Genomic DNA, 24,839 nt, shown 5'->3' with positions numbered 1-24,839 from the left:
TTTCGCGTGTTGCTGATGAGCACGGCCGACGCCGTGGCTACCCTCCAGACACCGGATCAAACCCATGCACACCCACGCGAAACACCCCATGAACGCCATCGACGAGCATCCCGTCCGCCGACCCGAGCACCGCGCGCATCGGATCCGATACCTGCTGACGGCGCTCGCCGTTGCAGGCGCTTTGGGACTTGTCGGCTGTGGCAGCACGTCGAAGATGGCGACGGTCGACTCAAACCACGCCGACAAGGTCGTTGTGAAGAAGTCGCAACGCAAGCTGGAGCTGCATAGCAACGGACGGGTGATCCGCGAGTACCGGATCGCACTCGGCGGCGCGCCGGACGGGCATAAGTTTCGCGAAGGCGACGAGCGCACCCCGATCGGCGACTATTTCCTCAACTGGCGCAACCCGAACAGCAATTTCTACAAGTCGATCCACATCTCCTACCCGAACGAGCGCGACAAGCTCGTCAGCCGCTCACTCGGTTACTCCAGCCCGGGCGGGATGATCATGATCCACGGTCTCCCGAACTACGTCCGATCCGAAGCACTGCGCCAACAATATGCCAACCGCGACTGGACACAGGGCTGCATCGCCGTGCAGAACCACGAGATCGACGAGATCTGGTCGATGGTGCGCGACGGGACGCCGATCAAGATCCTGCCTTAAACCGCGCACAGCGCGGTGCGTGATGTTTTCGGATGGGGTCGATCTTGGCAGACTCGACGATTGTTTGAGCTGGCGCGGTTTAAGATTCCAAAAAATATAGAATTTTATACCGAGCGCGCGTGGGTTTTTCGCTCGGCAGAGTGCGTCCCGCGCGCGGCGGGCCAAGGCGCGCCGACGAGGCGTAGCGGATTCCAAGGCGAGTAGGCGCGACACCGGCCCGGCGTGCGCGGGGCGTGCAATGCGGCGGAAAACCCAGGTGCGCTCGGCATAAACCGCGTCTCCACCCCTGGCGGCGACGTCCCCGAAGCCGAATACAACACGAAAACGACGCCTGTCGCTCTGGACGCGGTTTGGTTCAGGAACGAGCCAAAAAACCGAAAGACGAGGATGTAGAGCGCCAGCGAAACCTGTCCGGCCCGCGCCAAGGGCATCGGACCGAAACCCGGCAACGCTGCGGTTTGCAGTAGAGGTTTCGCTTGCGCCGGACCCATCCTACCGCGAACCATGGCCAGCCCCGCCCTTAGATCCGTCCCTGAACCGTGTCCGGCAGAACGATGTTCAGCTCGAGGACCTCGTGGCTGTCCTCCTGCTCGTATTTGACGGAGACGGCGTTCATGTCGACCTCCACATACTTGCGGATGACCTCGAGGATCTCCTGCTGCAGTTTGGGGAGATAGGAAGGACGGCCACGCTGCGTACGATCGTGGGCCACCAGGATCTGCAGCCGCTCCTTGGCTACACTTGCAGAGCCCTTCGGTCGCGAGGAGCGGAAGTAGTCGAGTAAGCCCATAGGTCAGCCTCTGAAAAAGCGCTTCAGGAAGCCCTTCTTCTCCACTTGGAGAAAACGGTGCGGCACCTCGTCGCCCAGATAACGAGCAACCGTATCGGCATAGGCCTTGCCGGCATCGCTCTCCCGATCGAGGACCACAGGTACGCCGGAGTTTGATGCGGTCAAGACGGATTTCGACTCCGGGATAACGCCGAGCAAGGTCAGCGACAAGATCTCCTGCACGTCATCAACACTCAACATCTCGCCCTTCTCGACACGCACCGGATCGTAGCGGGTCAGCAAGAGAAACTCGCGGATCGGCTCGTCGTTTGACTCCGCCCGACGCGATTTGCTCGAGAGGATACCCAACATGCGGTCGGAGTCCCGCACCGAGGAAACCTCGGGATTGGTCACCACGATGGCATCGTCGGCGTAATACATGGCCATGGTCGCGCCGTGCTCGATGCCGGCCGGCGAGTCGCAGACGATAAAATCGTATCCGTGGGCGAGCTCCTCGAGCACCCGCCCGACGCCCTCCTTGGTGAGTGCATCCTTGTCGCGTGTCTGAGAGGCCGGCAGCACATAGAGGTTGTCGCAACGCTTGTCGCGAATCAGGGCCTGGTTGAGGTTGGCCTCCTGATTGATGACATTGACGAAATCGTAGACGACACGCCGCTCGCAACCCATGATGAGATCCAGGTTGCGCAGGCCCACATCGAAATCGATGACGACCGTGCGATGACCGCGCTGGGCCAGCCCCATGGCCAACGCGGCGGACGTGGTCGTTTTGCCGACCCCGCCCTTACCCGAGGTGATCACAATAATTCTCGCCAAAGTAGCCGCCTCCAAAATGGGATGGTCCGTCGCCCAACCCTGCGTCGGGTCAAAGTTTTTCGATTCTCAGAATCTTCTGGTCCAGGTAGATCTGGACGGGCACGCCGCGCAGCTCGCGCGGGATGTTCTCGCTCACCCGGTAATGCCCTGCGACGGACACCAGCTCCGCCTGAAGGTCTTGGCAAAAGATCCGCGCATCCGTGTTGCCCTTCATGCCGGCCAGTGCACGGCCGCGCAGCGGACCGTAGACGTGGATGTTGCCGTCGGCCATCAGCTCGGCACCCGAGCTCACCGCGGCGATGATGGACAGATCCCCGCCTGCGGCGTAGACACGCTGCCCCGAGCGCACCGGACGCGTGACCAAGGTAAAGGCCGCACCGGCTCCCGCACGAGGCGCTGCCGCGGGCTCGCCCTGCACGGACTGCGCAACCGGGGCGGGCGCGCTCGGCGCGGGTTCCTCGGACGCGACGCGGCGCTCGGTGCGGGTGGGACGGTTCTCCTGCTCGCCGAGGATGGCCAACTCCATCGCCTCCGCGGCCTCGTTCTGGGTCTTGTTGCCGCCGCGCACGCCAAAAGGAATCATGCCGTAGCCGCGCAGGAGGCCGACCAAGAGCGGAAACTCGACCTCGCCGCCGCCTTCGGGAAAGGCGCTCAGATCGATGACGACGGGCGTATTGCGAAAAAACTCCGGCGCCTGCTCGACCCGGGCACCCAGCTCGGCTGCGACCGCCTCGATATCGGCCTCGAGCAGGCGAATAATCGGCAGGGTGAAACCGGCTGCCTTGAGCTCGAAGACGGCGGGGCGATCCCCCGCGGACGTGCGTTGATACCCTGCCATGTTGCTGCTGTCGGGGCAAACGCCCGCCGATCTCCGCTGGAATGAATCAAAAGGTCGTCGTTTGTCGACGACGTCCGTGTCCTAGCGCTGTAGGGTGAACAAGCGAAGCGCAGTCCAACAGCGCCGTCGCGGGGTTCGGTGGACTGCGCTTGCGCTCGTCCACCCTACGGCACCGTTACTACGAACAACGCCGGCCTGCAACATCGATCATCCGGGCGGCCACTGCATGGGACGTCCCCCCAGGATGTGCAGATGCAGGTGGTACACCGTTTGCCCGGCCCCCGCGTTGCAGTTGACTAAGGTCCGGTAACCGCTCTGCGCGATCCCCTCCTGTTCGGCGATCTTGGCCGCGGCCAGGAACAGCTTGCCGATCAGCTCGGCATCCTCCGGCTGCACGTCGTTCAGGGTCGGAATCGGCTTGCGCGGGATCACCAGGATATGTGTCGGCGCTTGCGGATGGAGGTCTCGGAAAGCGACCAGGTCATCGTCTTGATAGACGATGTCGGCCGAGACTTCGCCGGTGGCGATCTTGCCGAAAATGGTATCAGACATCGTTGCGATCCGCTCCGTTAAACCGCGCCCAGCGCGGTATGTGATGTTTTTGGATGGGACCGGCCCCGGCAGATTTGAGGATTGTTGACGCCGGCGCGGTTTAGCGTTTTGAAAAGTAAAAATATTAAACCGCGTCTCCACCAAAGGTGGTGAAGCCCCCAAGGCCGAATACATGATGAAAATGACGCATGTCGCTCTAGACGCGGTTTAAGAGGCCAGTGGTGTCAGAGTCGGCGCCGGCCGTTGAAGGCCAGCGCCAGCGTTCCGCCGTCCAGATACTCAAGCTCTCCGCCCAGCGGCACACCGTGGGCGATACGGGTCGCACTCACCCCGTACCGATCGGCGGACTCGGCAATGAAGTGCGCCGTCGCACTCCCCTCCACGGTCGGACTGATGGCGAGGATCACCTCGCGCACCTCCCCGCCCTGCAGACGGGCATCGAGCAGGTCCAGGCCCAGCTCCTGCGGGCCGATCCCTTCGAGCGGCGAGAGCCTCCCGCCGAGCACGAAATAGAGTCCGCGAAAGTCCGTGGCCTGCTCGATGGCCAGGATCTCGGAGGGCTGCTCGACCACGCACAAGAGTCCGCCGTCGCGATGCGGGTTGGTGCACAACCCGCACAGCTCCTGCTCGGTCAGGGTGCGACAGCGACGACAGCGCCGGATCCGGGTCATGGCATCGGCCATGATCCGCGCCAAACGAACCCCGCCCTCGCGATCGCGCTCGAGCAGGTGGAAGGCGATCCGCTGCGCCGACTTCGGCCCGACCCCCGGCAGGCACCGCAAGGCATCGATCAATTGACCGAGAAGCGGGCGCTCGGACACGGCGACGGACCGCGCCTAGAAGGGCAGCTTCATCCCGGGCGGCAAAGGCAACCCGGCGGTCAGCTCGGCCATGTTCTCCTTGGCCTTCTCGGCCACGCGCTGGCTTGCACCGTTCACGGCAGCGGTGATGAGATCCTCGAGCATCTCTTTGTCGTCGCCCATCACACCGGGGTCGATCTCCACCCGACTGACCTGATAGCGGCCGTTCATGGTCACCTTGACCATGCCGCCGCCGGACTCGCCGACGACCTCTTCCAAGGCGAGCCGTTCTTGGGCCAGCTTCATGTCTTCCTGCATCTTCTGCGCTTGCTTGAGCAAGTTGCCGATTCCGCCTTTCATCATGCTGTGTCGCGGGAAACCCCGACCGGATGGCCGAGGCGGGATAGCGCACGGCGCCGAACGCCGTCCATCTCCCGCATCCTCTCTTCTCGGTTGGCTATCTCTTCACAAAGAATCCGTCGCTATGCGACATCGGACCATCCGGTTCTCCGAGCGGAGAACCGACCTAATATCCGCGAAAAACGCCTATCGATCGGCCGGCTCGATACTCCCGGCGATCCAGCTCGCATCGAGCTCGTCCTGCATCGCGCGCGCAACCGGATCCTCCTCCATCGCAGAGACCGCCGCCTGGCGGCGTTCGCCGGTCTCGCGCTCGCGCCGCTGGGCGAGCGTCTCGCGCTGCGGCCGCGCGACCTGGATGTCGAGCTTCACCGCAGTACCCATGGTCTTTTCCAAGGCAGCATGCAGGCGCGATTCCGCACCCGGCGAGCGCAGATGTTCCGCGGCCGGGTCCAAGCCGAGCGAGAGTCGCCCGTCCGCCCAGCCTTTCAGATCGCAATGATGGGCGATCTGGCTCGCGATCCCGCCCAATTCCAGACGATCGACGAGATGCAGCCAATCCGCGTGTGACCCGAGCGTGACCTGAACCGCGGCGCGCGAGGTCTCGGTCGGCGCGTGCGCGGCGGCCCTCGCATGCTGTGCGGGCGCAGGCTCGGCGACGCGCGACTCGGCAACGGGCCTCAGCATCGCGACCGGTGAGGAACCTGGCGAGGAAGCAGGCGATCCGGTCGCAGCGCCGGCGGAGTCGGCCGGGCGGGTCGGACCGCCGTCTGGGATCTCCCGCAAGGTCGAGGGGCGCACCGGCGCTCGCGTCGGCTCGCCGCGGTTGGAGGCCGGTCGAAACGCTAGGGCGCGCAGCAGGACCATCTCGAAACCGGCACGCGGATCCGGGGCGAGCGAGAGGTCGCCCTGCCCGGTCAGCGCCACCTGATAATAAAGCTGCAGATCCTCGGCCGGGAGCCGGTCCGCCAGCGCCGTCAAACGCGCGGCATCCGGATCGTCCGGGGCCAGCGTCTCGGGCACCTGCTGAACCAGTGCCAAGCGGTGCAGCAGCGCGATCAGCTCGCGCAGCAGCTCTTCGAAATCCGGGGTCAGCGAGGCCACGCGTTCGACCTCGGACAAGACACGCGCGCCGTCGCCTGCCGCCAGCGCATCGAGCAGGTCCAGCGTCAGATCGCCGGGTAGGGTTCCGAGCATGGTGCGCACGCCCGATTCCTCGACCCGCCCGCCGCCGAAGGCGATCGCCTGATCGAGCAGGCTCAAGCCGTCGCGCATACTGCCGTCGGCCCCGCGCGCCAGCAACGGCAGCGCGGTGGCCTGAAACTCGAGCCCCTCGGCCTCCAAGACATGCTGGAGTCTGGCGCGGATCTCCTCGGGCAAGAGACGGCGCAGATTCAACTGCAGACACCGCGAGAGCACCGTGATCGGGACCTTCTGCGGGTCGGTCGTCGCGAGCAGAAACTTCACATGCGGCGGCGGCTCCTCCAAGGTCTTCAACAGGGCGTTGAAGCTATGGTTGGAGAACATGTGCACCTCGTCGATCAAATAGACCTTGTAGCGTGCACGGGCCGGGGCATAGGGGACGTTGTCCAGAAGCTCGCGGGTCTGATCGACCTTGGTGCGCGAGGCGGCATCGACCTCGATGAGATCAACGAAACGCCCGCCGTCGATCTCTCGACAGGCCGAGCAGACCCCGCAGGGGCGCGCGCTCACACCCTCCTCGCAGTTCAGCGCCTTGGCGAGGATACGGGCGAGCGTGGTCTTGCCGACACCGCGGGTGCCGGTAAAGAGATAGGCGTGATGGAGCTGGTCGCGATCGAGCGCATTGGAGAGTGCGCGGACCACATGCGATTGTCCGACCAGATCATCGAAGCTCTTGGGGCGCCATTTGCGGGCGAGCACCTGGTAGGACATGCGTAGTTCGAGTCGGACGAATTCCGTGTGGGGCAGAGGCTGAGGTGGATAGAAACGCTCATTCCCGGCGCCGGATCTTCCCGGTGGCCACCGCGTCGTCCATCCGGCTTTGACCGCGCGACCTCGGGCGCCGTGTAGGCGACGGCCGTCGATCCTCATGACATGCGCGGCGTCCTTCGCTCGTCCGTCCCCGATCGAACGGGAATCGAGGCCCCTTTGGACCTTAGGGACGGGGCGGCGGCCGACGCCAGCCACACCCCGGCACACGCTTCAACCGCTGCGGCTGCTCCCTTCCGGGCCTGACCGGGTTCACGGTTTCGCGTTGCGAGGGGACCGGCGCAAGCCACCATGACATCCGAACCGAGGCCAAGCCCCGAATCGACGCGCAAGGTTAACAAAGCCCGAGAGCGAAGACAAACGCCCGACACCCGAATCGACCCGACCGCCCGGGCATGGCAGACTTGTGGTGTCCGACCCGTGGCCGGGTCCGAGCATCCGACACGGCGGAACCCGCCGACTCGGGACCCGTGCAAACAGACCCGCCGAGGCATCCTGATCCCCATGCGTGCTAACGCTCCACTCATCCTTCTACTCGGGACGCTGGTCATCGGCGCCGACGGCAATCTCGCCGCCGAGACCGAGCTCCCCGCAGCCGCGCCCTCCGACACCCAACCGGACGTCTGGAACAGAACCCTCGAGACCGCGACCGACTGGTGGCAACGCTCGCGCGACTTTGCCGACCGAGCGGTCGCCGATGCCAAAGGACTCTTCGCCGACGATCAGGACTTCGCCCAAGTCTGGGGTTCGGTCGTCCCGACACTGGATTCGGCGCTGGCCCTGGAAGAGCGACACGGCGAGCTGCCCGAGAAGACCTGGTTCGGGACCGACCAGCGCTCCAATCGCGAGGAGATCAATGCCCTGCTCGACACCGCGGTGGAGATCCTCTCCACCTCGCCGGTCCAAAACTACCGCGAGCGGATCCGGATCCTCCAAAGCGAGATCGAGAAGGACCGTGCCGAGATCGCCGACGCCCGACAGAAACGCATCGCTGCCCCGGCGGAGTCCACCCTCAAGAAGACGGTCGCCGATTACGATCGACTGATCCAATCGCTGGAGGACGACATCGATCGTCGCAACGGCGAGCTGGCCGCGGTGAAGCGGGAGTTTTCCGACGAGCTGCGCGTAATGGGGCTCGTCCTGGCCGACGATCAACTCGAGCTGCTGCTCTCGACCGTCGTCGGCGACAACATGATCGACCTCGGCATCCTCTTCGACAACGTCAAGGCGGTCACCGCTCAGCTGGAGGTCCTGGTCGCCCAAAGCGGCGAGGACCTGCAGAGCGCGCGACGCTATTACGGCCTCTATGTCGTCCTGCTGCAGGCGCTCAACCGCATGCACCTGCAGATCGAGGAGGCGATCGGGGAGCAGTACATCCCGCAGATCGACGCCATCATCGCGCGTGCTCAGGAGCTCTCCGGCGAGACCCGACAACTCCAGCGCGAGTCGCCGGGGCGCCGGGACGTGCTCGCGGCCAACCTGGAGGCACAGCAGTTGACCGTGCAGGCCGCCGAGATCTATCGCCGCTATCTCAGGGAGCAGGCCACCCAGGTGAAGCAAGCCAGACGGGAGCTCGAGAAGGATATTGCCGCCGCCTGGAACACCTACGAGACCGTCCGGGTCTCCGGCGAGCTGGTGAACCTGGTGCGATCCAGCCAACAGCTTCTCGACGGCCTGATGAATCGGCAGGTCCCGACACTGCGTCCCTTCGAGAACCTGGAGATGCAGCGCGAATTCCAGAAACTCACCGAGCAGCTGCGGACCCGCAGCGCCGGCTGAGACCCACATCCACCATCCGCCCTAGACGGGAACCCGAGACCATGAAGATCGCCCGCTTTCTCGACACCCACGGCACCGTCCATTTCGGCACCCCGATCGACACCTCGCATGCCGTCCGGCTCGGCGGTCACCTCTACGAGGGCCTGACCGAGACTACCGACGAGATCGCGGTGGCGCGCTGGCTGGCGCCGGTCACACCCGTCAACGTCTACGGTATCGGCCTGAACTATCGCGCCCACGCCGAGGAGACCGGGGCCGCCATTCCGTCCACCCCGGTCGTCTTCATGAAACCCACCACGGCGATCACGGATCCGGGCGAGCCCATCATCCTCCCGAATGCCTGCGAGCAAGGCCCCGAGGTCGACTACGAGGCCGAGCTGGCCGTGGTCATCGGTCGCACGGCGCGCGACGTCTCCTTCGCGTCCGCGCTCGATTACGTGCTGGGATACACCTGCGCCAACGACATCTCGGCACGGCGCTGGCAAAAGGAAGGCGGCGCCGGCCAATGGATTCGCGGCAAGAGCTTCGACAGCTTCTGCCCCCTGGGACCGGTCCTGGTCACCGCCGACGAGATTCCGGACCCCCAGGCATTGAACGTCACTTGCACGCTCAACGGAGAGCGGGTCCAGACTGGCCATACCAGCGACATGATCTTCACCATCGCCGAGCTGATCGCATTCCTCAGCCGCGACACCACACTCCTGCCGGGCACGGTCATCATCACGGGCACCCCGCCCGGTGTCGGCTTCGCACGCACCCCGCCGCTGTTTCTGAGCGCAGGGGACCGGGTCACGGTCGAGATCGAGCGGATCGGTGCGCTGGAGAACCCAGTGGTGCAGGCGCAGAGCCTCGCCTGAGGGAAGGTTGGTTACTGGATCTCGGTTTTCGGCCGCAGATTCGGCAGCTTACGAGAGCTGTAGGGTGCACAAGCGCCGTAGGGTGTACAAGCGCAGCCCGGTCCACCAACGCCGGCGCAGGTTCGGTGGACTTCGCTCTCGCTCGTCCACCCTCCCGGCTGGGGTAGGAGGCCCTACAGCGGGTCGTTCCGCGCCTGATCCACACCGCCGAGCGGCAAATGACCGAAGACGATACTGCCCTCGGTTCCGTCGTCGAGGGCGATCTTGCCGATGCCGTTGCGGCCGTCGCTTGCGCGGATGATGTCGGCCCAGCCGCTGCGCCCGTCGGTGCAATAGACGTCGAAGATGGCGTCGGCCGAGCCCGTAAAGGCGTTGTAGCTGCCGCGGCAGCCGTTCCGGCTGCTGGAGACACGGAAATCGGCCATAAAGGGCGAGGAGCGGTAGTCACCGACGTAGACCTCGCCGTCCATGATGACGGCGAAGGGGCCGGAGGTCGAGTAGCCCGGCGGCAGCGGACTCGGTTGGCCGCGGTCGATCTCGTCCAACACCTGGCTCACGCAGGAGGAATAAGACTCCGGATCCAGGTGCGCGCAGAGACGCCGACCATAGTCCATCGGCGAAACGGTCGCGCCGATCCCGCCGAGATGATTCGGCGGCACGAGTCCGCAGGCCCCGATCAAGATCGGCAACAGGGCGACGAGATGGCGTGGGGTCATAAGCGTTCTCCGCGCAAGACGACCGCTAAACCGAGCGGACCGAACGGTTGAGCCGGACCAAATGATCGGTGCCGGTCAAGACGACGTCGATTCCTATTCCTTGCCCGGTGAGCACACCGTCAGTTTAGGCACAATCGCGCCGGTCGGGGAGCATTAAACCGCGCCCAGCGCGGTATGCGATGTTTTTGGATGGGATCGGCCCCGGCGGATTTAACAACCACTGGAGACGGCACGGTTCAAGAGATTAAAAATGATAAAATTCTAACCCGGATGTTTCATAAACCGACACAGCCGACACTGGCCTCGCGGATTTGCGCGGCGCTGGGCGTCACCGAGGGCGATGACCGGGACGCCGCGGGGGTTGAATGGTGGAAATACCGAGCGGCAACGGGCTTGATCAACGGGGCACGAGTAGTTTTGTCGCCGCGCAGGCGTACGATGCCCTGCCCGAGGTGGGCATAGTCGTCGTGCGCGTGCTGAAATCCCCGTGCGGGGATGTATGTGCGTCTAGGCGGGCGCCGCCCGGGGCTGCGCGTTGAAGAGCCTCTCGGTGACCTGCTGCAACAGCGTCTTGACCGGACAGCTCGAGGGCAGGTGCAGGCGCACGCGGTCTTTGTACTGCACCACGCGCACGGCGAGCTTGAACAGTTTGATGATCACGGTGGCAGGCTGGGCGTTGGCCAGTTCCGTGCCGACGAGGACCTCGGTGCGCAGCGTTTGGTGCAAGACGTAAGCGGCGCAGGAGAAGAACAAGCGCATCTGATTGGCCAAGAAGGTGCTGTCGGAAGTGCGATCGCTGGCCAGATCGTTCTTGATCATTTTGATGAAGTTCTCGTCCTGGCCGCGCGCGCAGTACAGATCGCGGTAGACGCACTCGGGACTGGGCAAGTCCAAGGAGGTGACGACGAAGCGGAGGTTGTCGCCGCGCGCCGTCACCTCGGCTTTGAGGATGGTCCGACACGCGCCGGGCCAGGAACCGGCACGGTAGTCAACCTCGTGGTAGGTGCGGGTCCGCTCGGGTACGTCGGCGTCGGCGCGCCGGGCGTTCTCGATGCGCAGCGCATGGAGCTTGCGGGCGTCGGCCAAGAACGGCTCGGCCCGTGGCGTGAGAGCCCGGTTACCCGCCAGGCCGAAGATGAAATCCGTCAACGGATCGGCCATCGCCAAGGCCATCAACTCGGGGTTGGAGAAGTGTCCGTCGCCGCGCAGGATGATGCGTGTGCGTGGCCACGCGGCCCGCAGCCGCTTGAGCACGCGCTTGAGGATCATCGCGTTCTCGGCGCCGGTGGGGCGCTTGCCGGGACGCAGCACCGCGGTGATGAACTTCCCCGAGAGGCCCTCGAAGAGAAACAGCGGCAAGTAGCAATGGTTGCCGTAGTGATGATTGTAGAACGCGAACTCCTGCTGGCCATGGGTGGCGTCTTCGGAGTGGTCCATATCGAGCACGATCACCTGCGGCGCCTTCGGGTAGCTGGCGATGAAGGCCTCGACGAAGGCCTGCGCCATGCGGTAGAGGTCGCGCGCGCCGACCCCATTCTCCAAACGCGAGAAGGTCGGCCCGCTGGCCAGGTCCGTCGTCGCATCCAGCGGCTTGCGCTCCAGCCCCAGCTTGAACAGCGCATCACGGCGCAGCGCATTGGCGTCGTTGCCGTCTTCGTAAGCACAGGCGATCTGGTAGACCCGTTGCGCGATCAGCTCACGCATCGGATGGGTGGTGTAGGACGGATGGCGCCAATCATCGATCGCTGCGCTCAACCGCTCGGTCAGGCCGATCTGCCGATCAACCCCGCGCAGAATCATGGGGCCAAAGTCAGACGACATGGCGCCGCCGTCGAAGTCGCCGCGGACCGTGAAACCGGCGACCGGGGGAAAACGCAGCTGTTCCGGGGTAGACTCGGGCATGGGCGACCTCGTTTAGCTTCTTCCGAAGCGTTCTTGGCGGAACAGCCATTTTATCAATGGGTTGAACGAGAGTCGCCCTTTTTTATGAAATATTCGGGCTAAAACGCGTCTCCGCTAAGGACCGTGGATGCACCAAACGTCGAGCTCACTCGAAAGTGAGCATCTCGCTCTGGACGCGGTTTAATACCGAGCGCGCAGGAAACGCGAGCGGCGCACCCTGCACAGCAGGGCGCTTTCGGACTACAGTTGCCGAGACGGCGAGCCTCGGATGCGGATGCGCCCGCGCCCGCCCCCGATCTCGAATCAACCCGACACGGAGCGACTCAGGGATGCAAAACAGGCCATCCAGGCGCGAAGCCGATCCAGGCAAGGTGCCGCCCGAGCCGACTCGGCTCGGCTCCCGATCTCGCACGCCTCTCCTCTCCGTTGTAATCTCGGGCCTGCTCCTCGCCGCACTGTCGGGCGGCTGCGCCCAAGCACCGGGCTTACCCGGGCAACTCGCCGAGCTCAGCTGTATCGGCGCTTGCCAGGGCGCGCGAGACCGATGCAACGCCGATGCGCGCTACGACTATCGCCAATGTCAGGCGGGCTACAGCGAGGCGTTCGTCGACTACCGCTGGTGTCTGGCCTCGGCCTTCGAGCGCTCCGAATGCGGTTACCCCTGGTGGCCCTGTGCGGAGAATCTCTACGGCTATTGCGCCAATCGCGCAGCCGAGTGCGAGCAAGCCTGTCGCCCGCAGGCATCGCCCCCGCACGCATCGACGACGCAGAGCACGTCAAAACAACCGAATCATCCAGCGACCTGACTCGCCGAAATCCATGGTACAGGCTGGATTTGAGTCCACCTGTGGGTCGGACTTGAGTCCGACACGACGGTGGCGTTGGGCTCGGGGGCGGCGTCGGGCTGAAGCCGGACCCACCTAGCCCGATCGGTCAGGCGCCGCGGCGCCAAGCGGTCCCGCTCGGTCCATCCTCGAGACCGATGCCCGCCTCCGTGAGCAGCGTGCGCAGACGATCGGCTTCCGCCCAATCCTTGGCGGCGCGGGCGGCGATACGCGCCTGAACCAGGTTCTCGATCTCCGTATCCGACAGTCCGCCGTCGTCCGCGCGTCCGCGCAGATACAGATCCGGATCCTCCTGCAGGATGCCCAGGATGCCGCCGAGTCGCCGCAGCACGGACGCCGGGCCGGCGGCGGCGCCGGGATCATCCGCTCGGATGCGATTCACCTCGCGCACCAGATCGAATAGGACGGCAAGCGCCTCGGGCGTGTTGAAGTCGTCGTCCATCGCGGCATGAAAACGCTCGGCGAAGGGCGCGGCAACGGACGCATCCACCGCGTCGGGGGCGACGTCCGGCACGCCGCGCAACGCCGTGTAGAGTCGGGTCAAGGCCGCACGGGCCTGCTCGAGGTGCTCGTCGTCGTAGTTGAGCGGGCTGCGATACTGGCTCGTCAGAATAAAGTACCGCACCTCCTCGGGACGAAAGCGCTGTAGGATCTCGCGCACGGTGAAGAAGTTGCCGAGCGACTTGGACATCTTCTCTTCGTTCACGCGCACGAACCCGTTGTGCATCCAGACATTCACGAAGGTCTCGCCGGTGGCGCCCTCGGACTGGGCGATCTCGTTCTCGTGATGCGGGAACTGCAGATCCGCCCCGCCGCCGTGGATGTCGAAATGATGGCCCAGGGCGCAGGTGCTCATGGCCGAGCACTCGATATGCCAACCGGGCCGTCCCGGCCCCCAGGGCGAGTCCCAGGCCGGCTCGCCGGGCTTGGCGGACTTCCAGAGCGCGAAGTCCAGCGGATCGCGTTTGGCCTCGTCGACCTCCACACGAGCACCCGCGCGCAGGTCCTGCGGGTCCTTGCCCGAGAGCTTCCCGTAGCCCGCAAAACGCGCCACCGCGTAGTAGACATCGCCGTTCTCGGCGACATAGGCGAGCCCCTTCTCGATCAGGGTTTCGATCATGGCGAGGATCTCGTCCATGTGGGCAGTGGCACGCGGCTCGTCGGTCGGCGGCAGGATACCGAGGGCATCTGAATCCTCGTGCATCGCCTGAATAAAGCGATCGGTCAGCGCCTGCATCGGCTCGCCGGCCTCTGCGGCACGGCGGATGATCTTGTCGTCGATGTCCGTGATGTTGCGGATATAGATCACCTCGTACCCGAGCGCGCGCAGATAACGATAGACGACATCGAAGACGACCATCACGCGCGCATGGCCGAGATGGCAGTAGTCGTACACGGTCATCCCGCAGACATACATGCGCACCTTGCCGGGCTCGATCGGCTGAAAGGGCTCTTTGCGGCGGGTGAGGCTATTGTGGATCTGCAACATGGAATGCACTCGCGATTGGGTTGGTCCGGGCCGCAACGGCCCCCGGAGCCAAGGCTCCGGCAAGGGCGGCATGGTAACAAAGCCGAGGATGCGCGCGTGAACCTTCGGACGTGTTCAACAGGCCGCCCGGGATGGACGAGCGAGAGGGGAAGTCCACCGAACCTGCGGCGCCGGTGGTCTGAGCTGGTGGACTTCGCGGCGTTTGTCCACCGGACCGATTCGCTAGGCGACGGGACCGGGTGCATGACCAGCAGCGCCCGACCAGCCTTTCCCCGAGCGCGTAAAGCCCGTACCATTCGACCTAAACCGCGTCCAGAGCGAGATGCGCACTTTCCAGTGAGTTCAACGTTTGGCGCGTCCACGGCCCTTAATGGCGCGGTTTAACAATTGATCTTCTTGAAGACTTTAAACCGCGCCGACTCCGACATGTGTCGGAGCCGGCGCGGCCAAGCCAACCCAACAAGCGACGCATACCGCGCCGGGCGCGGTTTAACCCCGAGTGCGCCGCCGGCGCGCCAGTATTGCCTGCGGAGATCCCCGATGATCAAGCTCACGACCAATCACGGCGACATCCTCGTCGAGCTGGATGCCGAGAAGGCGCCCAAGACCTGTGCGAACTTCGAGCAATATGTCCGCGACGGTCACTACGACGGGACGCTGTTTCACCGCGTCATCGACGGCTTCATGATCCAAGGCGGCGGGATGGCGCCGGACTTTACCCCCAAGCCGACCCGCGCTCCGGTCGAGAACGAAGCGAAGAACGGACTGAAAAATCTGAACGGCACGCTCGCCATGGCACGCACCATGGATCCGCATTCAGCCACATCGCAGTTCTTCATCAATGTCGCCGACAACGGCTTTCTGGATTATCCGGGGCAGGACGGCTGGGGCTACTGTGTCTTCGGACACGTCGTCGAGGGTATGGATGTCGTAAATGCCATCCGCGGCGTGCAGACCGGCACGCGCCACGGGCACCAGGATGTCCCGGTCGAGGATGTCATCCTCGAGCAGGCGATCGTCGTCGAGTAGCGCCCGGAGCCAGGTCCGGAGCGAAGAGCGACCCTTGAAGACCGTTTCTTGAAGACCTCGGGCGTCAGCATCTTCGTCTCCGATCTGCATCTGTCGCCGGATCGACCGGCGACGGTGAGCCTCTTCCTCGACTTCCTCGCGGGTCGCGCACGCGAGGCAGACCAGCTCTATCTCCTCGGCGACATCTTCGACGCCTGGATCGGCGACGACGACGACGGCACGCCCAACGCGGAGGTCAAGGCGGCACTCGCCGCGGTCACGGCCTCCGGGGTCCGCTGTCATCTGATGCACGGCAACCGGGATTTCCTGATCGGTCGCGCCTTTTGCCGCGAGACCGGCTGTCGGCTTCTGCGCGACCCGACCATCGCCCGGTTCGCAGGCGAGCCCATGCTCCTCATGCACGGCGACCTGCTCTGCACCGACGACGTCGCTTATCAGCGGTTTCGCCGCCGCATCCGCAACCCGTTGGTCCAACGCCTCTTCCTGTGGCGATCACTCGCGGCGCGTCGCAAGGTCGCCGCCGACTACCGCCGCAAGAGCGGAGCCGCGACCGCCGAGAAGACCCTGGACATCATGGACGTCAACCAGGAGACGGTCGAACGCTACCTTCGCCGCTACGGTGCCGCGCGTCTGATCCACGGGCATACCCACCGTCCGGGCGATCATCGCGTCCAGGTCGACGGCCGAGAGGCCGTACGCTCGGTCCTGGCCGAATGGCATCCGGACCGGGGCGAAATGCTGATCCACGACACCTCGGGGTGGCGGCGCGAGGCCGTACTGCCTTGAATCGGCCGAGATGTCGGCGGTAGGTTGGGCAAAGCGCAGCGTGCCCAACCCGCACCGGCATCACAGTGAGCTGCCCGACGCGCGGCGCCTAAGGTGATTTCGGGGAAAGGATCTACCGGCAGAGCCGAACCAAAAAGCGCTCGAGGGCTCTGCTCGTTGTCGTTGTCGTCCGGAATCCGATTACGACCACGACAACGAAAGAAAGTCCGCGGCGGTTTGCTCGACACTTGCGACGTCAGGTGCTGGATGTCTTCCGGGAATCGGCAACCCAACTGCACATCGGATTCGCCGGAAGTGATGCCGACGGTCATCGCGAAGCGGCGACATCCCCCGGGATCGACGCCTTGCAGTCGTCCTCTTCAGCCGGCCAGACGGCCCGGGAGGTCGCGGTCAACGCGACGCACTCGGGAACCGAGCTGAACGCGCTTTGGCACCGTTTTCCGCTGTGCTGGTCCGTTCGCGATCGTCCGCCCCTTCCAGGCGTTGCCTAACCTGATGGTCGTGCGAGCAACGCCCGTGGAAGAGGACGACTGCAAGTCGTCGATCCTGGGGGCACGCCGCTTCGCGACGTTGCTTCCGGCCAATCGGTTTTGCACGGAACAAAGACGTGTCGATGCGCATTCAGGCGCATCTCAGGCTCCTTCAGGTTGTGCGGGCATGCGCAGTCGGGATACTAATTTTCGGAATCCCCGACAATGTCCGCAGGTCTCTTCCGGGACTCCGGCCATTTCGGTACGTGGCGCAGAGCGCCAGGGGCATGCGTGACACCGCGGGGCGGATGTCACGAGATCCTTGGGGTGCATGCGTGACACCGTGGAGCGGGTATCACGAGATCCTTGGGGTTTGGGGCTAGCCCATCTCATGAGCGAAGCCCGGCTGCGAAGAGACCCTGCGCTCGCCTCGGGCCGACTCGACCCTGTCAGCGGGAATCGGTCGCCGGATCCAGTCCGATCACGTCCTGCACGTCTTCTTCCACCGCGGGGAAGCTGAAGCCGCATTCCTGCGGCGTCATCTGTTCGGAGGCCACACGCGGATATTTCCGGCAGCTCGGCGGCCGCAACGCGTAGACCGCGCAGCTGCTCAAACCCTGGTCGTCGAAGCGCAGAAACGGGCAGGGATAGGGCAGCTTGCAGCAGGCACCGCAGCGGTTGCATGCGCCCGTTCGATCGGGGTCGACCGGCAGGAGCGATGTGAACAGGCGCTTGGTTTTATTCAACATCCGAAAAATCTTCCGAAAGGGTCATGAGTCTGCCGGCCGCATCTGATCCGGCCTCAAGCGGGGCGTAAAATAGCGGTCGGCGTCGTCCAAATCGACCGCCTTTCCGGCTGCGTCGACCAGCGGCTGCTCGTAGTCCTTCCAGCCACGCAGTCCCGTCTGCAAGGAGGACACGTCTTGGTAGCCGAGCAGGTTCATCGCGTGGGCCGCCATGATGCTGCGGTACCCCGATCGACAGACTACCACGACCTCCCGGTCGCGCGCGCGCACGAGGTCGGGGACGGTCTCCTCGTAGTCCCATTCGCAGGCGGACTCGAGGATACCGCGCGGGACGTTCAGCGATCCGTCGATATGCATCGCCGCGAACTCATCCGGCTCGCGGACATCGACCAGCAGCAGATCCGGGTTTGCCTCAAGCCGCTCCTCGAGATCCCAGGGCATGATCTCTCTGACATCGCTCAAACAGTCTTTGATGAGCTCTAAAAACTTCTTCATCGCTTTAAACCGCGTCCAGAGCGAGTTGCTCGTTTTCGAGTGAGTTTGACGTTTGGTACATCCACGGCCCTTAGCGGGGACGCGGTTTAAAAAGGTCATTTTTACAACATCTTAAACCACGCCGGCTCCAATCGTCGTCAAGTCGGCCGGGGCCGACCCCATCCAACACTATCGCACGCCACGCTGGGCGCGGCTCAACCGCGTCCGGAGTGGTATGCGTTCAATTCGGATTGAGGCAGACGCGGACTCATCCGTTCTCCCGGCTCGACCTGCGCTCGCACAGGCCGCGCTCGACCGCAATCACCGCCGCCTCCACCCGCGAGTGCACGTCGAGCTTGCGCAGGATCGCCTTCACGTGGAGCTTCACCGTCCCGTCCGAAATATTCAGACACCGGGCGATCGCCTTGTTGCTCTGACCCTCGGCAAGATGGCAGAGGATCTCATGCTCGCGCGGCGTCAGGTCGGCGATGCGACCCTCGGCGGCCACACCCGCAGCCTCGCCCTGGACCGCCTTAGCCAGGACGATAGCCAGCTCGGGCGCCACCACCGTGCGGCCTTGGACGATCTCGCCCAGCGCCGCGATCAAGGCATCCGGCTCCATATCCTTGAGCAGATAGCCCTGCGCGCCGCCCTGCAGCGACTCGATCACGTCGCGCTCCTCCGCGCTGGTCGTCAGCATCGCGATCGGCATGGCCGGATGGGCCGCACGCAACCGACGCAGCATCTCAAGCCCGTCCAGATGCGGCATGCGCATGTCCAGCAGGACCACGTCGGGCAGGGTCTCGGCGACCCGCTGCAGGCCCATCGCGGTGTCGCCAACCGCCGCGACCACCTGGATACCTCGGCGTTCCAACAACTCCTGTAGCCCGAAGCGGAACAGGGCATGGTCGTCGATCAGCAACACGCGCATCAGGCTGCCTCCCGCCCCTGGCGCGGGGTGCGCCGATTGCCGTCGAAGATCACCTCCACCCGCGTGCCCTCCCCGGCCTCGCTCTCGATGCGCAGCTCAGCACCGATGCGCCGCGCACGCTCCTCCATGATGGTCAGGCCGATGTGCTCGCCCGGATTGGATCCCGCCGCCGGGGTCGTGAAGCCCACGCCGTCGTCTTCGATCAACAGCACGTGCTGACCGCTCGGCTCGCGGGTGAGCAGGACGCGCACCGTATGCGCTTTTGAATGTTTGCGGATATTGGCCAGTGTTTCCTGGACAATCCTCAAGATCTGCAGCTCTTCGCTCGCCGAGAGCTCGAATGGACGACAGTCGTTTTGGAACAGCACATGTGCGCCTGTCTCTTGACCGAATCGGCGGGTGAGCTTCTCGAGCGCCGGCACCAGACCGCGTCGGTCCAAGGGCGCACGGAAGCTCGCGAGCAGCTCGCGCAGCTCGGTGTGGGCCTCGTCGAGCCCGTTGCGGATCCGGCTCAGATCGTTGCGCGCCTCGAGCGAGATCGCACTCCCGCGCAGCGAGTCGGTCAGCATGCGACACTGAAAACGCAGGCTCGCCAAGGTCTGAGCGAGCGAGTCGTGCAGCTCGTGCGCGAGCGAGTTGCGCTCTTCGACGATCGAAAGACGCCGCGCGTCGGCGTCCGAGCGCTGCTTGGCGATGGCGACCCCGAGGTGATGCCCGACGGTCGCCAGCAGGTCCAGGATGTCCTCGCGGGCCCGCAAGCCGGGCCGGTCGACGAAGACGGTGTAGACGCCCAGGAGCTCGTCGCGATGCTCCAACGGCACGGTGACGACCTCCATCTCGCTGCTGGCGAACATCCGCCGCCCGTAGATCCTGGAGCAATAGCGCGCGTCGTTTCCGCAGACGATCTCGCCCGGTGTGAGGACACTCCCGCACAGACACAGATCCACCGGTCCGATATCCTGCTCGCGCACCAGGTCGTCGTCCAAACCGATCGCGCCGACTAGACGCCGCGAACCGTCCGGCATGACCAGACGCACGGTGGCGGCTCGGCCGTTGATCATCTCCTTCAACACCCGCAGGAAGCGCAGCAACAGCTCGTCGACACTCTCCGCTTGATGGATCCCGGCGGCCACGTCGTAGAGGATCTTCAGCGAGGCCGTCTTCTGCGCAAGCCGCATGGTCTGGCGCGCGACCCGGTTGTCCATCTCCTCGTACAGGTCGGTCAGCTCCTCGTTCAGGCTGCGGATATCGCTCGCCACCTGCGCCAGCACACCGGCATCGTCCAGGGAGTCGCTCGCGCCCGGCTCGCCCTGACAGACCCGCGAGAGCGAATATTCCAGGCGCACCAGAGGCAGCAGCAGTTGGCTGCGCAACCGGCTCCAAAACAGCAGTACGGCCAGCGCGGCGGCGACGAGTGCGGCCATCGCGAGCGGCGCCGCCCACTCCAAATGCGGGCGCGCATCCTGCAGGGTCAATAAAAAAAGCGCCGCGGCGAGCGTCGCCCCGACCACGACCGAGGGCACGGCAAGACCGGCCGCACGCAGAACCTCGCGGATCCGCGACGCCTCGATCTCCTCGCCCCGCTCGGCGACGATCCGCGCTTGACGCACGCTCACGGCGACTTCTCCGGATCCGCGGGCATCACGTCGCGCATCTCCGAGGCAATCGTGCCCGGCGCCGACGCGTCCGGCCCCTCGCGCTGCTGCAGATCCCACATGGCGGCATAGTGACCGCCGGCCTCCAAGAGCGCGCGGTGCGTCCCCTGCTCGCGGATGCGGCCCTGCTCCAGCACGAGGATCCGATCCGCGTCCACCACCGTGGAGAGACGGTGCGCGATCACCAGGGTGGTATGGTTCTCCGCGACCTCCGAGAGCGTTTGCTGGATCGCCTGCTCGGTGTGGCTGTCCAGCGAGGAGGTCGCCTCGTCGAAGACCAGGATCCGCGGCTGCTTCAAGATCGCCCGCGCGATCGCCACACGCTGTTTCTCCCCGCCCGAGAGCTTCAGGCCGCGCTCCCCGACCATGGTCTCCCAACCGTCCGGCAGGCTCTCGATAAAGGTGCGGATGTGGGCCATCTCGGCGCAGCGCTCCACCTCGGCGCGGGTCGCTTCGGGCCGTCCGTAGGCTAAGTTGTAGTAGATGGTGTCGTTGAACAGCACGGTGTCCTGGGGAACGATGCCGATGGCTGCGCGCAGGCTCTCCTGGGTGACCTCGCGCAGATCCTGTCCGTCGATCAGGATCCGGCCGGCGGTGACGTCGTAGAAGCGAAACAGCAGGCGCGCCAGGGTCGACTTGCCGGCGCCGCTGTGGCCGACAACGGCGAGGGTCTGGCCAGGCGCGATCCGAAAATCGACGTCCTGCAGGATCGCCCGTTCGTGCTGGTAGTGAAAGTCGACGTGCTCGAAGCGGATGTCGCCCTCGCGCAGGCGCAACGCCTTGGTGCCCGGGGCGTCCTGGATCTCGGGGCGACGCTCGAGCAACTTGAAGACCAGATCCATGTCCGCGAGCGCATACTTGATCTGCCGATAGACGATCCCGAGAAAGCCCAGCGGGATGAACAACTGCAGCATGAGCGCGTTGACCAAGACCAGGTCGCCGACACTCATCTCGCCTTTGACCACGCCGTTGGCCGCGAAGGCCATGATCAGGGTGACGCCGATCGCAATGATCGCGCCCTGCCCGAAATTCAGCAGCGACATGGAGGTCTGACTCTTGACCGCCATCTCCTCCCACTCGGCCAGGGTCCCGTCGTAGCGCTCGAGCTCCATCCGCTCGTTGCCGAAATATTTGACCGTCTCGTAGTTGATGAGGCTGTCGAAGGCCTGATTATTGGCCTCCGAGTCCAAGCGGTTCATCCGGTGCCGATAGTCCATGCGCCATTCGGTGATGGCGAAGGTGAAGGTGAAATAGACCGCGACCGTCCCGAAGACGACCAGCGCGAAGGCCGGGGTGTATTGCTTGAAGAGGATCACCGCCACCAAGGTGAACTCGACCAGCACCGGCAGGACGCTGAAGGCGACATAGTTCAGAATGGTCGACACCGAACGGGTCCCGCGCTCCAGATCACGGCTGATCGCACCGCTCTGGCGCCCCAGGTGGTAGCGCAGCGAGAGCCGATGCAGGTGATCGAGCACCTTGGTCGACAGCCGGCGCATCGCGCGATAGCGCACTCGGGCAAAGACCACGTCGCGCAGCTCGTTGAAGAGCGAGGCACTGAGCTTGAGCGCCCCGTAGGCGACCAGGAGCGAGATCGGCAGCACCAGCACCTGATTCGGCGTGGCCTCGAAGGCATCCACGATGTCGCGCAGCACCAGGGGCACACCGACATTGGCCACCTTCGCCGCGATCAGACAGGCGAGCGCGAGCATGGCACGCCCGCGGAACTCCCACAGATAGGGCAGCATTCCGCGCAGATTGTGCCAATCTCGACGGTCGGCATGGATGCGCTCGGTGGCGGAAATTCGGTTCATGCGAGCCTTATTAAACCGCGCCCGGCGCGGGATGTGATGGTTTTGGATGGGATCGGCCCCGGCAGACTCGACGACTGCTGGAGCTGGCGCGGTTTAAGTTCTTAAAACATATAAAATTTTAAGCTTCCACTCCACCAAGGACGGTGAAATCCCCATGGCCGAGTACAACATGGCAGCAACACGGGTCGCCTCGGACGCGATTCATCCTGGGGGCGATTCATTAGGTGTCGCCTGTTCGTGATCCGAACGGCTCGCCGCGGCGAGCCTACCGACCAAACCGATATAAATGAGGACGCATCATGGCAGATCCCACAATGGACAGCACGGGTTGCAGCATGCACGAGCCCTACGCCTTGCAGGTGCTCGGCGACCAGATGGAGCCCGAGTTCCCCGATCGCTGCGTCGTCGTCGTCGAGCCGACGGACAACCGCACGAACAACAGCTTCGTGTTCGCCGAGGTCGAAGGCGTGCGCTGGTTTCGCAAATATGTCCGTAGCGACGACGGCTCGGAGCGGCTCGTCGCCGTCAACCGGATCTATCCCGACATCGAGCTCGACGGGCTGGAGTGGCACGTCCTGGGGGTCATCATTCAACGCAACATCCGTCGTAAGATCAAACACTACGACTACTCGCAAGAGCCCGAGACCTCGCCGACGGTGGCCATCACGGATCTGACCGGCCGGTGATGATCGGCCAGGCCGTACACAAGCCGCCGCGCGCCGAAGGCACGCTCGGCCGCTCCCGGCCCGCGCGTCCCCGCCGCGCCCGGCTGCGCAAGCCGTGTTGGCCCGAAAGGATCCCGCGCGCGATCGGGGCCGCGCTCCTGGCCGCGACCGTGATCGCCTGCTCGCCCGGAGGCGACCCGCCGGCGAGCACGGGCCCGGACCGCGGGGCGCTCGAGCACCTGGTTGCCGCGGTGGACGTGGAGCGTGCCGCAACGACCAGCAGCCACGAGCGGCCGGGCTCGCTGCGTTTTCGTCGCCAGGTGCGCCTCTTCAGTCAGGAAGAAGGTCGGATCACCTCGCTGGACGTCTTCGAGGGCGACATGGTTCGGGAGGGCGAGGTCCTGGTGGCGCTCGATGACGACCTCCTGCAGGCCGAGCTCGACAAGGCGCGTGCGACGCTGGCGCAAGCGGAGCTCGACGTGCGGCGGCTCGAGGATCTCGTCAGCAAGCGCGCCGCCTCGGACGCGGAGCTCTCGCAGGCCCGCACCGCCGTCGCGGTGGCCCGAGGCGACGTCAGACTCCTGGAGACCCGACTGGCCTTCACCCGGATTCGGGCCCCGTTCGACGGCGTCGTGACCGAGCGGTTGGTCGAGCCGGGTGATTTCGTCTCGAAGAATACCCACCTTCTCACGGTCGCCGATCCGCAATCCCTGGTCGCCGAGGTGTATGCCTCGGAGCTCATCCTGCCGCGGATCAGAGTCGGCGACCCGGCACAATTGCGCATCGACGCTCTCGGCGCGGTGGCGTTCCCCGCCCGGATCCTGCGCATTCATCCGAGCCTGGAGGAGACCAGTCGACAGGGGATCGTGGAACTGACGCTGGAGGATCCGCCCGAGGGCGTGAAGGCCGGACAGTTCGTGCGGGTCACGCTGGAGACCGCCTCTGTGGAGCGTCTGCTGATCCCCTTTCGCGCCCTGCGCCGCGATCGCGACGGCGAGTTCGTCTGGCTGATCACGGACCAAGGCCAGGCCTCCCGACGAAAGGTCAGGAGCGGTCTGCAGAGCACCGATCGCATCGAGATCCTCGAGGGCCTTGCACCCGGCGACCGCATTATCACGCGTGGATTTCTCGGCCTGAGCGAGGGTAAAACAGTCAAGGTGGTCCCGGAATGAATCTCGAACACCTCTACACGGCCGTCGAGCTAGTGCGCAGCGGCTGCTATCGCGACAATCCGCGCGAGTCGACGCGTCTAAGCACCTACCCGGTCATGCTTGCAAGCGCCGCCGCGCCGGCGACGAGCCCGACGGAGGCCTTCCTGCGTGCGGCCTGTCTCGCCTACGCCTGGATGCCCCAGCGGGTGCGGATCGCGCAGAGCGAGCTGGCGTCCGCGGTCGCCGCCTTCGAGGCCGCGCGCGCCGACGCGCAGAGCGACCCGGACGTCGGATCGGAGGTCGGACCGGATCCGGCGCGCGCCGCACTGCGCGAGCGCAGTATCGACGCCATCGCCGCCAGCCTCAGCTCGGTCGTCGGGGCTTCGATGGTGCTCCACCTCGCCGCGCCCGGCATCTTCCCGATCTGGGACGAGCGCATCGAGCGCTTTCGCCTGGGCGAAGAGCCGTCGCCCTACCACATGGGCCAGGCCCGTCACTATCTCGACTTCATGAACGAGATTCGCGACCTCACCGCACACCCGCTCTTCCTGACCTTCCACAACGACTTCTGCACCGCCTACCAGGCGCGCCTGCAACGCTTGCGCATCTCGCCCTATCCACTGACCGAACCCAAGGTCGTGGAAGAGGCGATCACGGAGCTGGCGGGCGAGTAGGTCACGTGTCGGAAACACGTTGATCACCGAACCGACGTCGTTGTCGTTGTCGTAATCGATCACGA

The 24,839-nt window shown here is 64.9% G+C and carries 24 protein-coding genes and 1 other RNA gene; 9 read left to right on the top strand and 16 right to left on the bottom strand.

The window, feature by feature from the left end; genetic code table 11:
- Positions 1-64: 64 nt before the first annotated feature.
- Positions 65-667, top strand: coding sequence for a L,D-transpeptidase family protein (locus LT988_RS20075; protein ID WP_232407273.1), 603 nt, complete (start codon positions 65-67; stop codon positions 665-667).
- Positions 668-1,187: 520 nt separating this feature from the next.
- Here LT988_RS20075 and minE read toward each other — a convergent pair.
- The 8 genes from minE to ffs all read right to left on the bottom strand — a co-directional run bounded on the left by minE (position 1,188) and on the right by ffs (position 7,073).
- Positions 1,188-1,457: a cell division topological specificity factor MinE gene (gene minE / locus LT988_RS20070; protein WP_093027378.1), complete on the bottom strand. Its 270-nt coding sequence runs from the start codon at positions 1,455-1,457 to the stop codon at positions 1,188-1,190.
- Between the two features lie 3 nt (positions 1,458-1,460).
- Entirely contained in the window at positions 1,461-2,270 is an 810-nt protein-coding gene (minD, locus tag LT988_RS20065; RefSeq protein ID WP_232407272.1) for a septum site-determining protein MinD, read from the bottom strand.
- Between the two features lie 49 nt (positions 2,271-2,319).
- Entirely contained in the window at positions 2,320-3,108 is a 789-nt protein-coding gene (gene minC / locus LT988_RS20060; RefSeq protein ID WP_232407271.1) for a septum site-determining protein MinC, read from the bottom strand.
- Positions 3,109-3,315: 207 nt separating this feature from the next.
- Positions 3,316-3,660 carry a histidine triad nucleotide-binding protein gene (locus LT988_RS20055; protein WP_232407270.1) on the bottom strand — a complete coding sequence of 115 codons (345 nt, stop codon included), beginning with the start codon at positions 3,658-3,660 and terminating at the stop codon, positions 3,316-3,318.
- A gap of 224 nt (positions 3,661-3,884) precedes the next feature.
- Complete coding sequence (recR, locus tag LT988_RS20050) at positions 3,885-4,481, bottom strand: recombination mediator RecR (RefSeq protein ID WP_232407269.1); 597 nt, start codon at positions 4,479-4,481, stop codon at positions 3,885-3,887.
- 15 nt (positions 4,482-4,496) lie between these two features.
- Positions 4,497-4,820 (bottom strand): YbaB/EbfC family nucleoid-associated protein, encoded by a 324-nt coding sequence (locus LT988_RS20045; protein ID WP_040731662.1) that lies wholly within the window; start codon positions 4,818-4,820, stop codon positions 4,497-4,499.
- A gap of 186 nt (positions 4,821-5,006) precedes the next feature.
- Positions 5,007-6,734 carry a DNA polymerase III subunit gamma/tau gene (gene dnaX / locus LT988_RS20040; protein ID WP_232407268.1) on the bottom strand — a complete coding sequence of 576 codons (1,728 nt, stop codon included), beginning with the start codon at positions 6,732-6,734 and terminating at the stop codon, positions 5,007-5,009.
- A 242-nt stretch (positions 6,735-6,976) separates the two neighbouring features.
- An RNA gene (gene ffs, locus LT988_RS20035) (signal recognition particle sRNA small type) lies at positions 6,977-7,073 on the bottom strand.
- 222 nt (positions 7,074-7,295) lie between these two features.
- Here ffs and LT988_RS20030 point away from each other — a divergent pair.
- A complete protein-coding gene (locus tag LT988_RS20030) occupies positions 7,296-8,570 on the top strand; it encodes a hypothetical protein (RefSeq protein ID WP_232407267.1) in 1,275 nt (424 codons plus the stop codon).
- 41 nt (positions 8,571-8,611) lie between these two features.
- The gene (locus LT988_RS20025) at positions 8,612-9,427 is read left to right on the top strand and encodes a fumarylacetoacetate hydrolase family protein (protein WP_232407266.1); all 816 of its coding nucleotides are present in this window, start codon (positions 8,612-8,614) and stop codon (positions 9,425-9,427) included.
- A gap of 173 nt (positions 9,428-9,600) precedes the next feature.
- Here LT988_RS20025 and LT988_RS20020 read toward each other — a convergent pair whose 3' ends face one another.
- A complete protein-coding gene (locus LT988_RS20020) occupies positions 9,601-10,143 on the bottom strand; it encodes a hypothetical protein (RefSeq protein ID WP_232407265.1) in 543 nt (180 codons plus the stop codon).
- A gap of 507 nt (positions 10,144-10,650) precedes the next feature.
- A complete protein-coding gene (locus tag LT988_RS20015; protein WP_232406659.1) occupies positions 10,651-12,045 on the bottom strand; it encodes an IS1380-like element ISTro1 family transposase in 1,395 nt (464 codons plus the stop codon).
- 329 nt (positions 12,046-12,374) lie between these two features.
- On the opposite strand from LT988_RS20015, the gene LT988_RS20010 reads away from it, so the two are divergent.
- Positions 12,375-12,851 (top strand): hypothetical protein, encoded by a 477-nt coding sequence (locus LT988_RS20010; RefSeq protein WP_232407264.1) that lies wholly within the window; start codon positions 12,375-12,377, stop codon positions 12,849-12,851.
- Positions 12,852-12,978: 127 nt separating this feature from the next.
- Here LT988_RS20010 and cysS read toward each other — a convergent pair whose 3' ends face one another.
- Complete coding sequence (gene cysS, locus LT988_RS20005) at positions 12,979-14,379, bottom strand: cysteine--tRNA ligase (protein ID WP_232407263.1); 1,401 nt, start codon at positions 14,377-14,379, stop codon at positions 12,979-12,981.
- Positions 14,380-14,919: 540 nt separating this feature from the next.
- On the opposite strand from cysS, the gene LT988_RS20000 reads away from it, so the two are divergent.
- Together LT988_RS20000 and LT988_RS19995 are read left to right on the top strand one after the other, a co-directional pair.
- On the top strand, positions 14,920-15,408 hold the full coding sequence (locus tag LT988_RS20000; protein ID WP_232407262.1) for a peptidylprolyl isomerase: 489 nt from the start codon (positions 14,920-14,922) through the stop codon (positions 15,406-15,408).
- A gap of 48 nt (positions 15,409-15,456) precedes the next feature.
- Positions 15,457-16,194, top strand: coding sequence for a UDP-2,3-diacylglucosamine diphosphatase (locus LT988_RS19995; protein ID WP_232407261.1), 738 nt, complete (start codon positions 15,457-15,459; stop codon positions 16,192-16,194).
- Between the two features lie 919 nt (positions 16,195-17,113).
- On the opposite strand, the gene LT988_RS19990 is transcribed toward LT988_RS19995, so the two are convergent.
- The 5 genes from LT988_RS19990 to LT988_RS19970 form a co-directional block, all read right to left on the bottom strand.
- A complete protein-coding gene (locus LT988_RS19990) occupies positions 17,114-17,413 on the bottom strand; it encodes a hypothetical protein (RefSeq protein WP_232407260.1) in 300 nt (99 codons plus the stop codon).
- A gap of 21 nt (positions 17,414-17,434) precedes the next feature.
- Positions 17,435-17,905 carry a rhodanese-like domain-containing protein gene (locus LT988_RS19985; protein ID WP_232407259.1) on the bottom strand — a complete coding sequence of 157 codons (471 nt, stop codon included), beginning with the start codon at positions 17,903-17,905 and terminating at the stop codon, positions 17,435-17,437.
- 247 nt (positions 17,906-18,152) lie between these two features.
- Positions 18,153-18,815, bottom strand: a complete 663-nt coding sequence (locus tag LT988_RS19980; RefSeq protein ID WP_232407258.1) for a response regulator — start codon at positions 18,813-18,815, stop codon at positions 18,153-18,155.
- Positions 18,815-20,431: a histidine kinase gene (locus LT988_RS19975; protein WP_232407257.1), complete on the bottom strand. Its 1,617-nt coding sequence runs from the start codon at positions 20,429-20,431 to the stop codon at positions 18,815-18,817. The genes LT988_RS19980 and LT988_RS19975 overlap by 1 nt, the downstream gene beginning before the upstream one ends.
- Positions 20,428-22,284 (bottom strand): ABCB family ABC transporter ATP-binding protein/permease, encoded by a 1,857-nt coding sequence (locus tag LT988_RS19970; protein WP_232407256.1) that lies wholly within the window; start codon positions 22,282-22,284, stop codon positions 20,428-20,430. Before LT988_RS19970 ends, LT988_RS19975 begins: the two co-directional genes overlap by 4 nt.
- Before the next feature lie 299 nt (positions 22,285-22,583).
- Between LT988_RS19970 and LT988_RS19965 the strand changes: the two genes are divergently transcribed.
- Genes LT988_RS19965 through LT988_RS19955 form a run of 3 tightly spaced genes read left to right on the top strand, consistent with a single transcriptional unit; the run spans position 22,584 to position 24,774 of the window.
- Positions 22,584-22,970 (top strand): S24 family peptidase, encoded by a 387-nt coding sequence (locus tag LT988_RS19965; protein WP_232407255.1) that lies wholly within the window; start codon positions 22,584-22,586, stop codon positions 22,968-22,970.
- A complete protein-coding gene (locus LT988_RS19960; protein ID WP_232410621.1) occupies positions 22,970-24,121 on the top strand; it encodes an efflux RND transporter periplasmic adaptor subunit in 1,152 nt (383 codons plus the stop codon). Before LT988_RS19965 ends, LT988_RS19960 begins: the two co-directional genes overlap by 1 nt.
- Positions 24,118-24,774 (top strand): hypothetical protein, encoded by a 657-nt coding sequence (locus tag LT988_RS19955; protein WP_232407254.1) that lies wholly within the window; start codon positions 24,118-24,120, stop codon positions 24,772-24,774. The genes LT988_RS19960 and LT988_RS19955 overlap by 4 nt, the downstream gene beginning before the upstream one ends.
- Positions 24,775-24,839 lie beyond the last annotated feature (65 nt).

Origin of the sequence: Thiocapsa bogorovii (genome assembly GCF_021228795.1) — a bacterium.
In the GTDB taxonomy this organism is placed as follows: domain Bacteria; phylum Pseudomonadota; class Gammaproteobacteria; order Chromatiales; family Chromatiaceae; genus Thiocapsa; species Thiocapsa bogorovii.
This window is presented reverse-complemented; position numbering and strand designations above follow the sequence as displayed.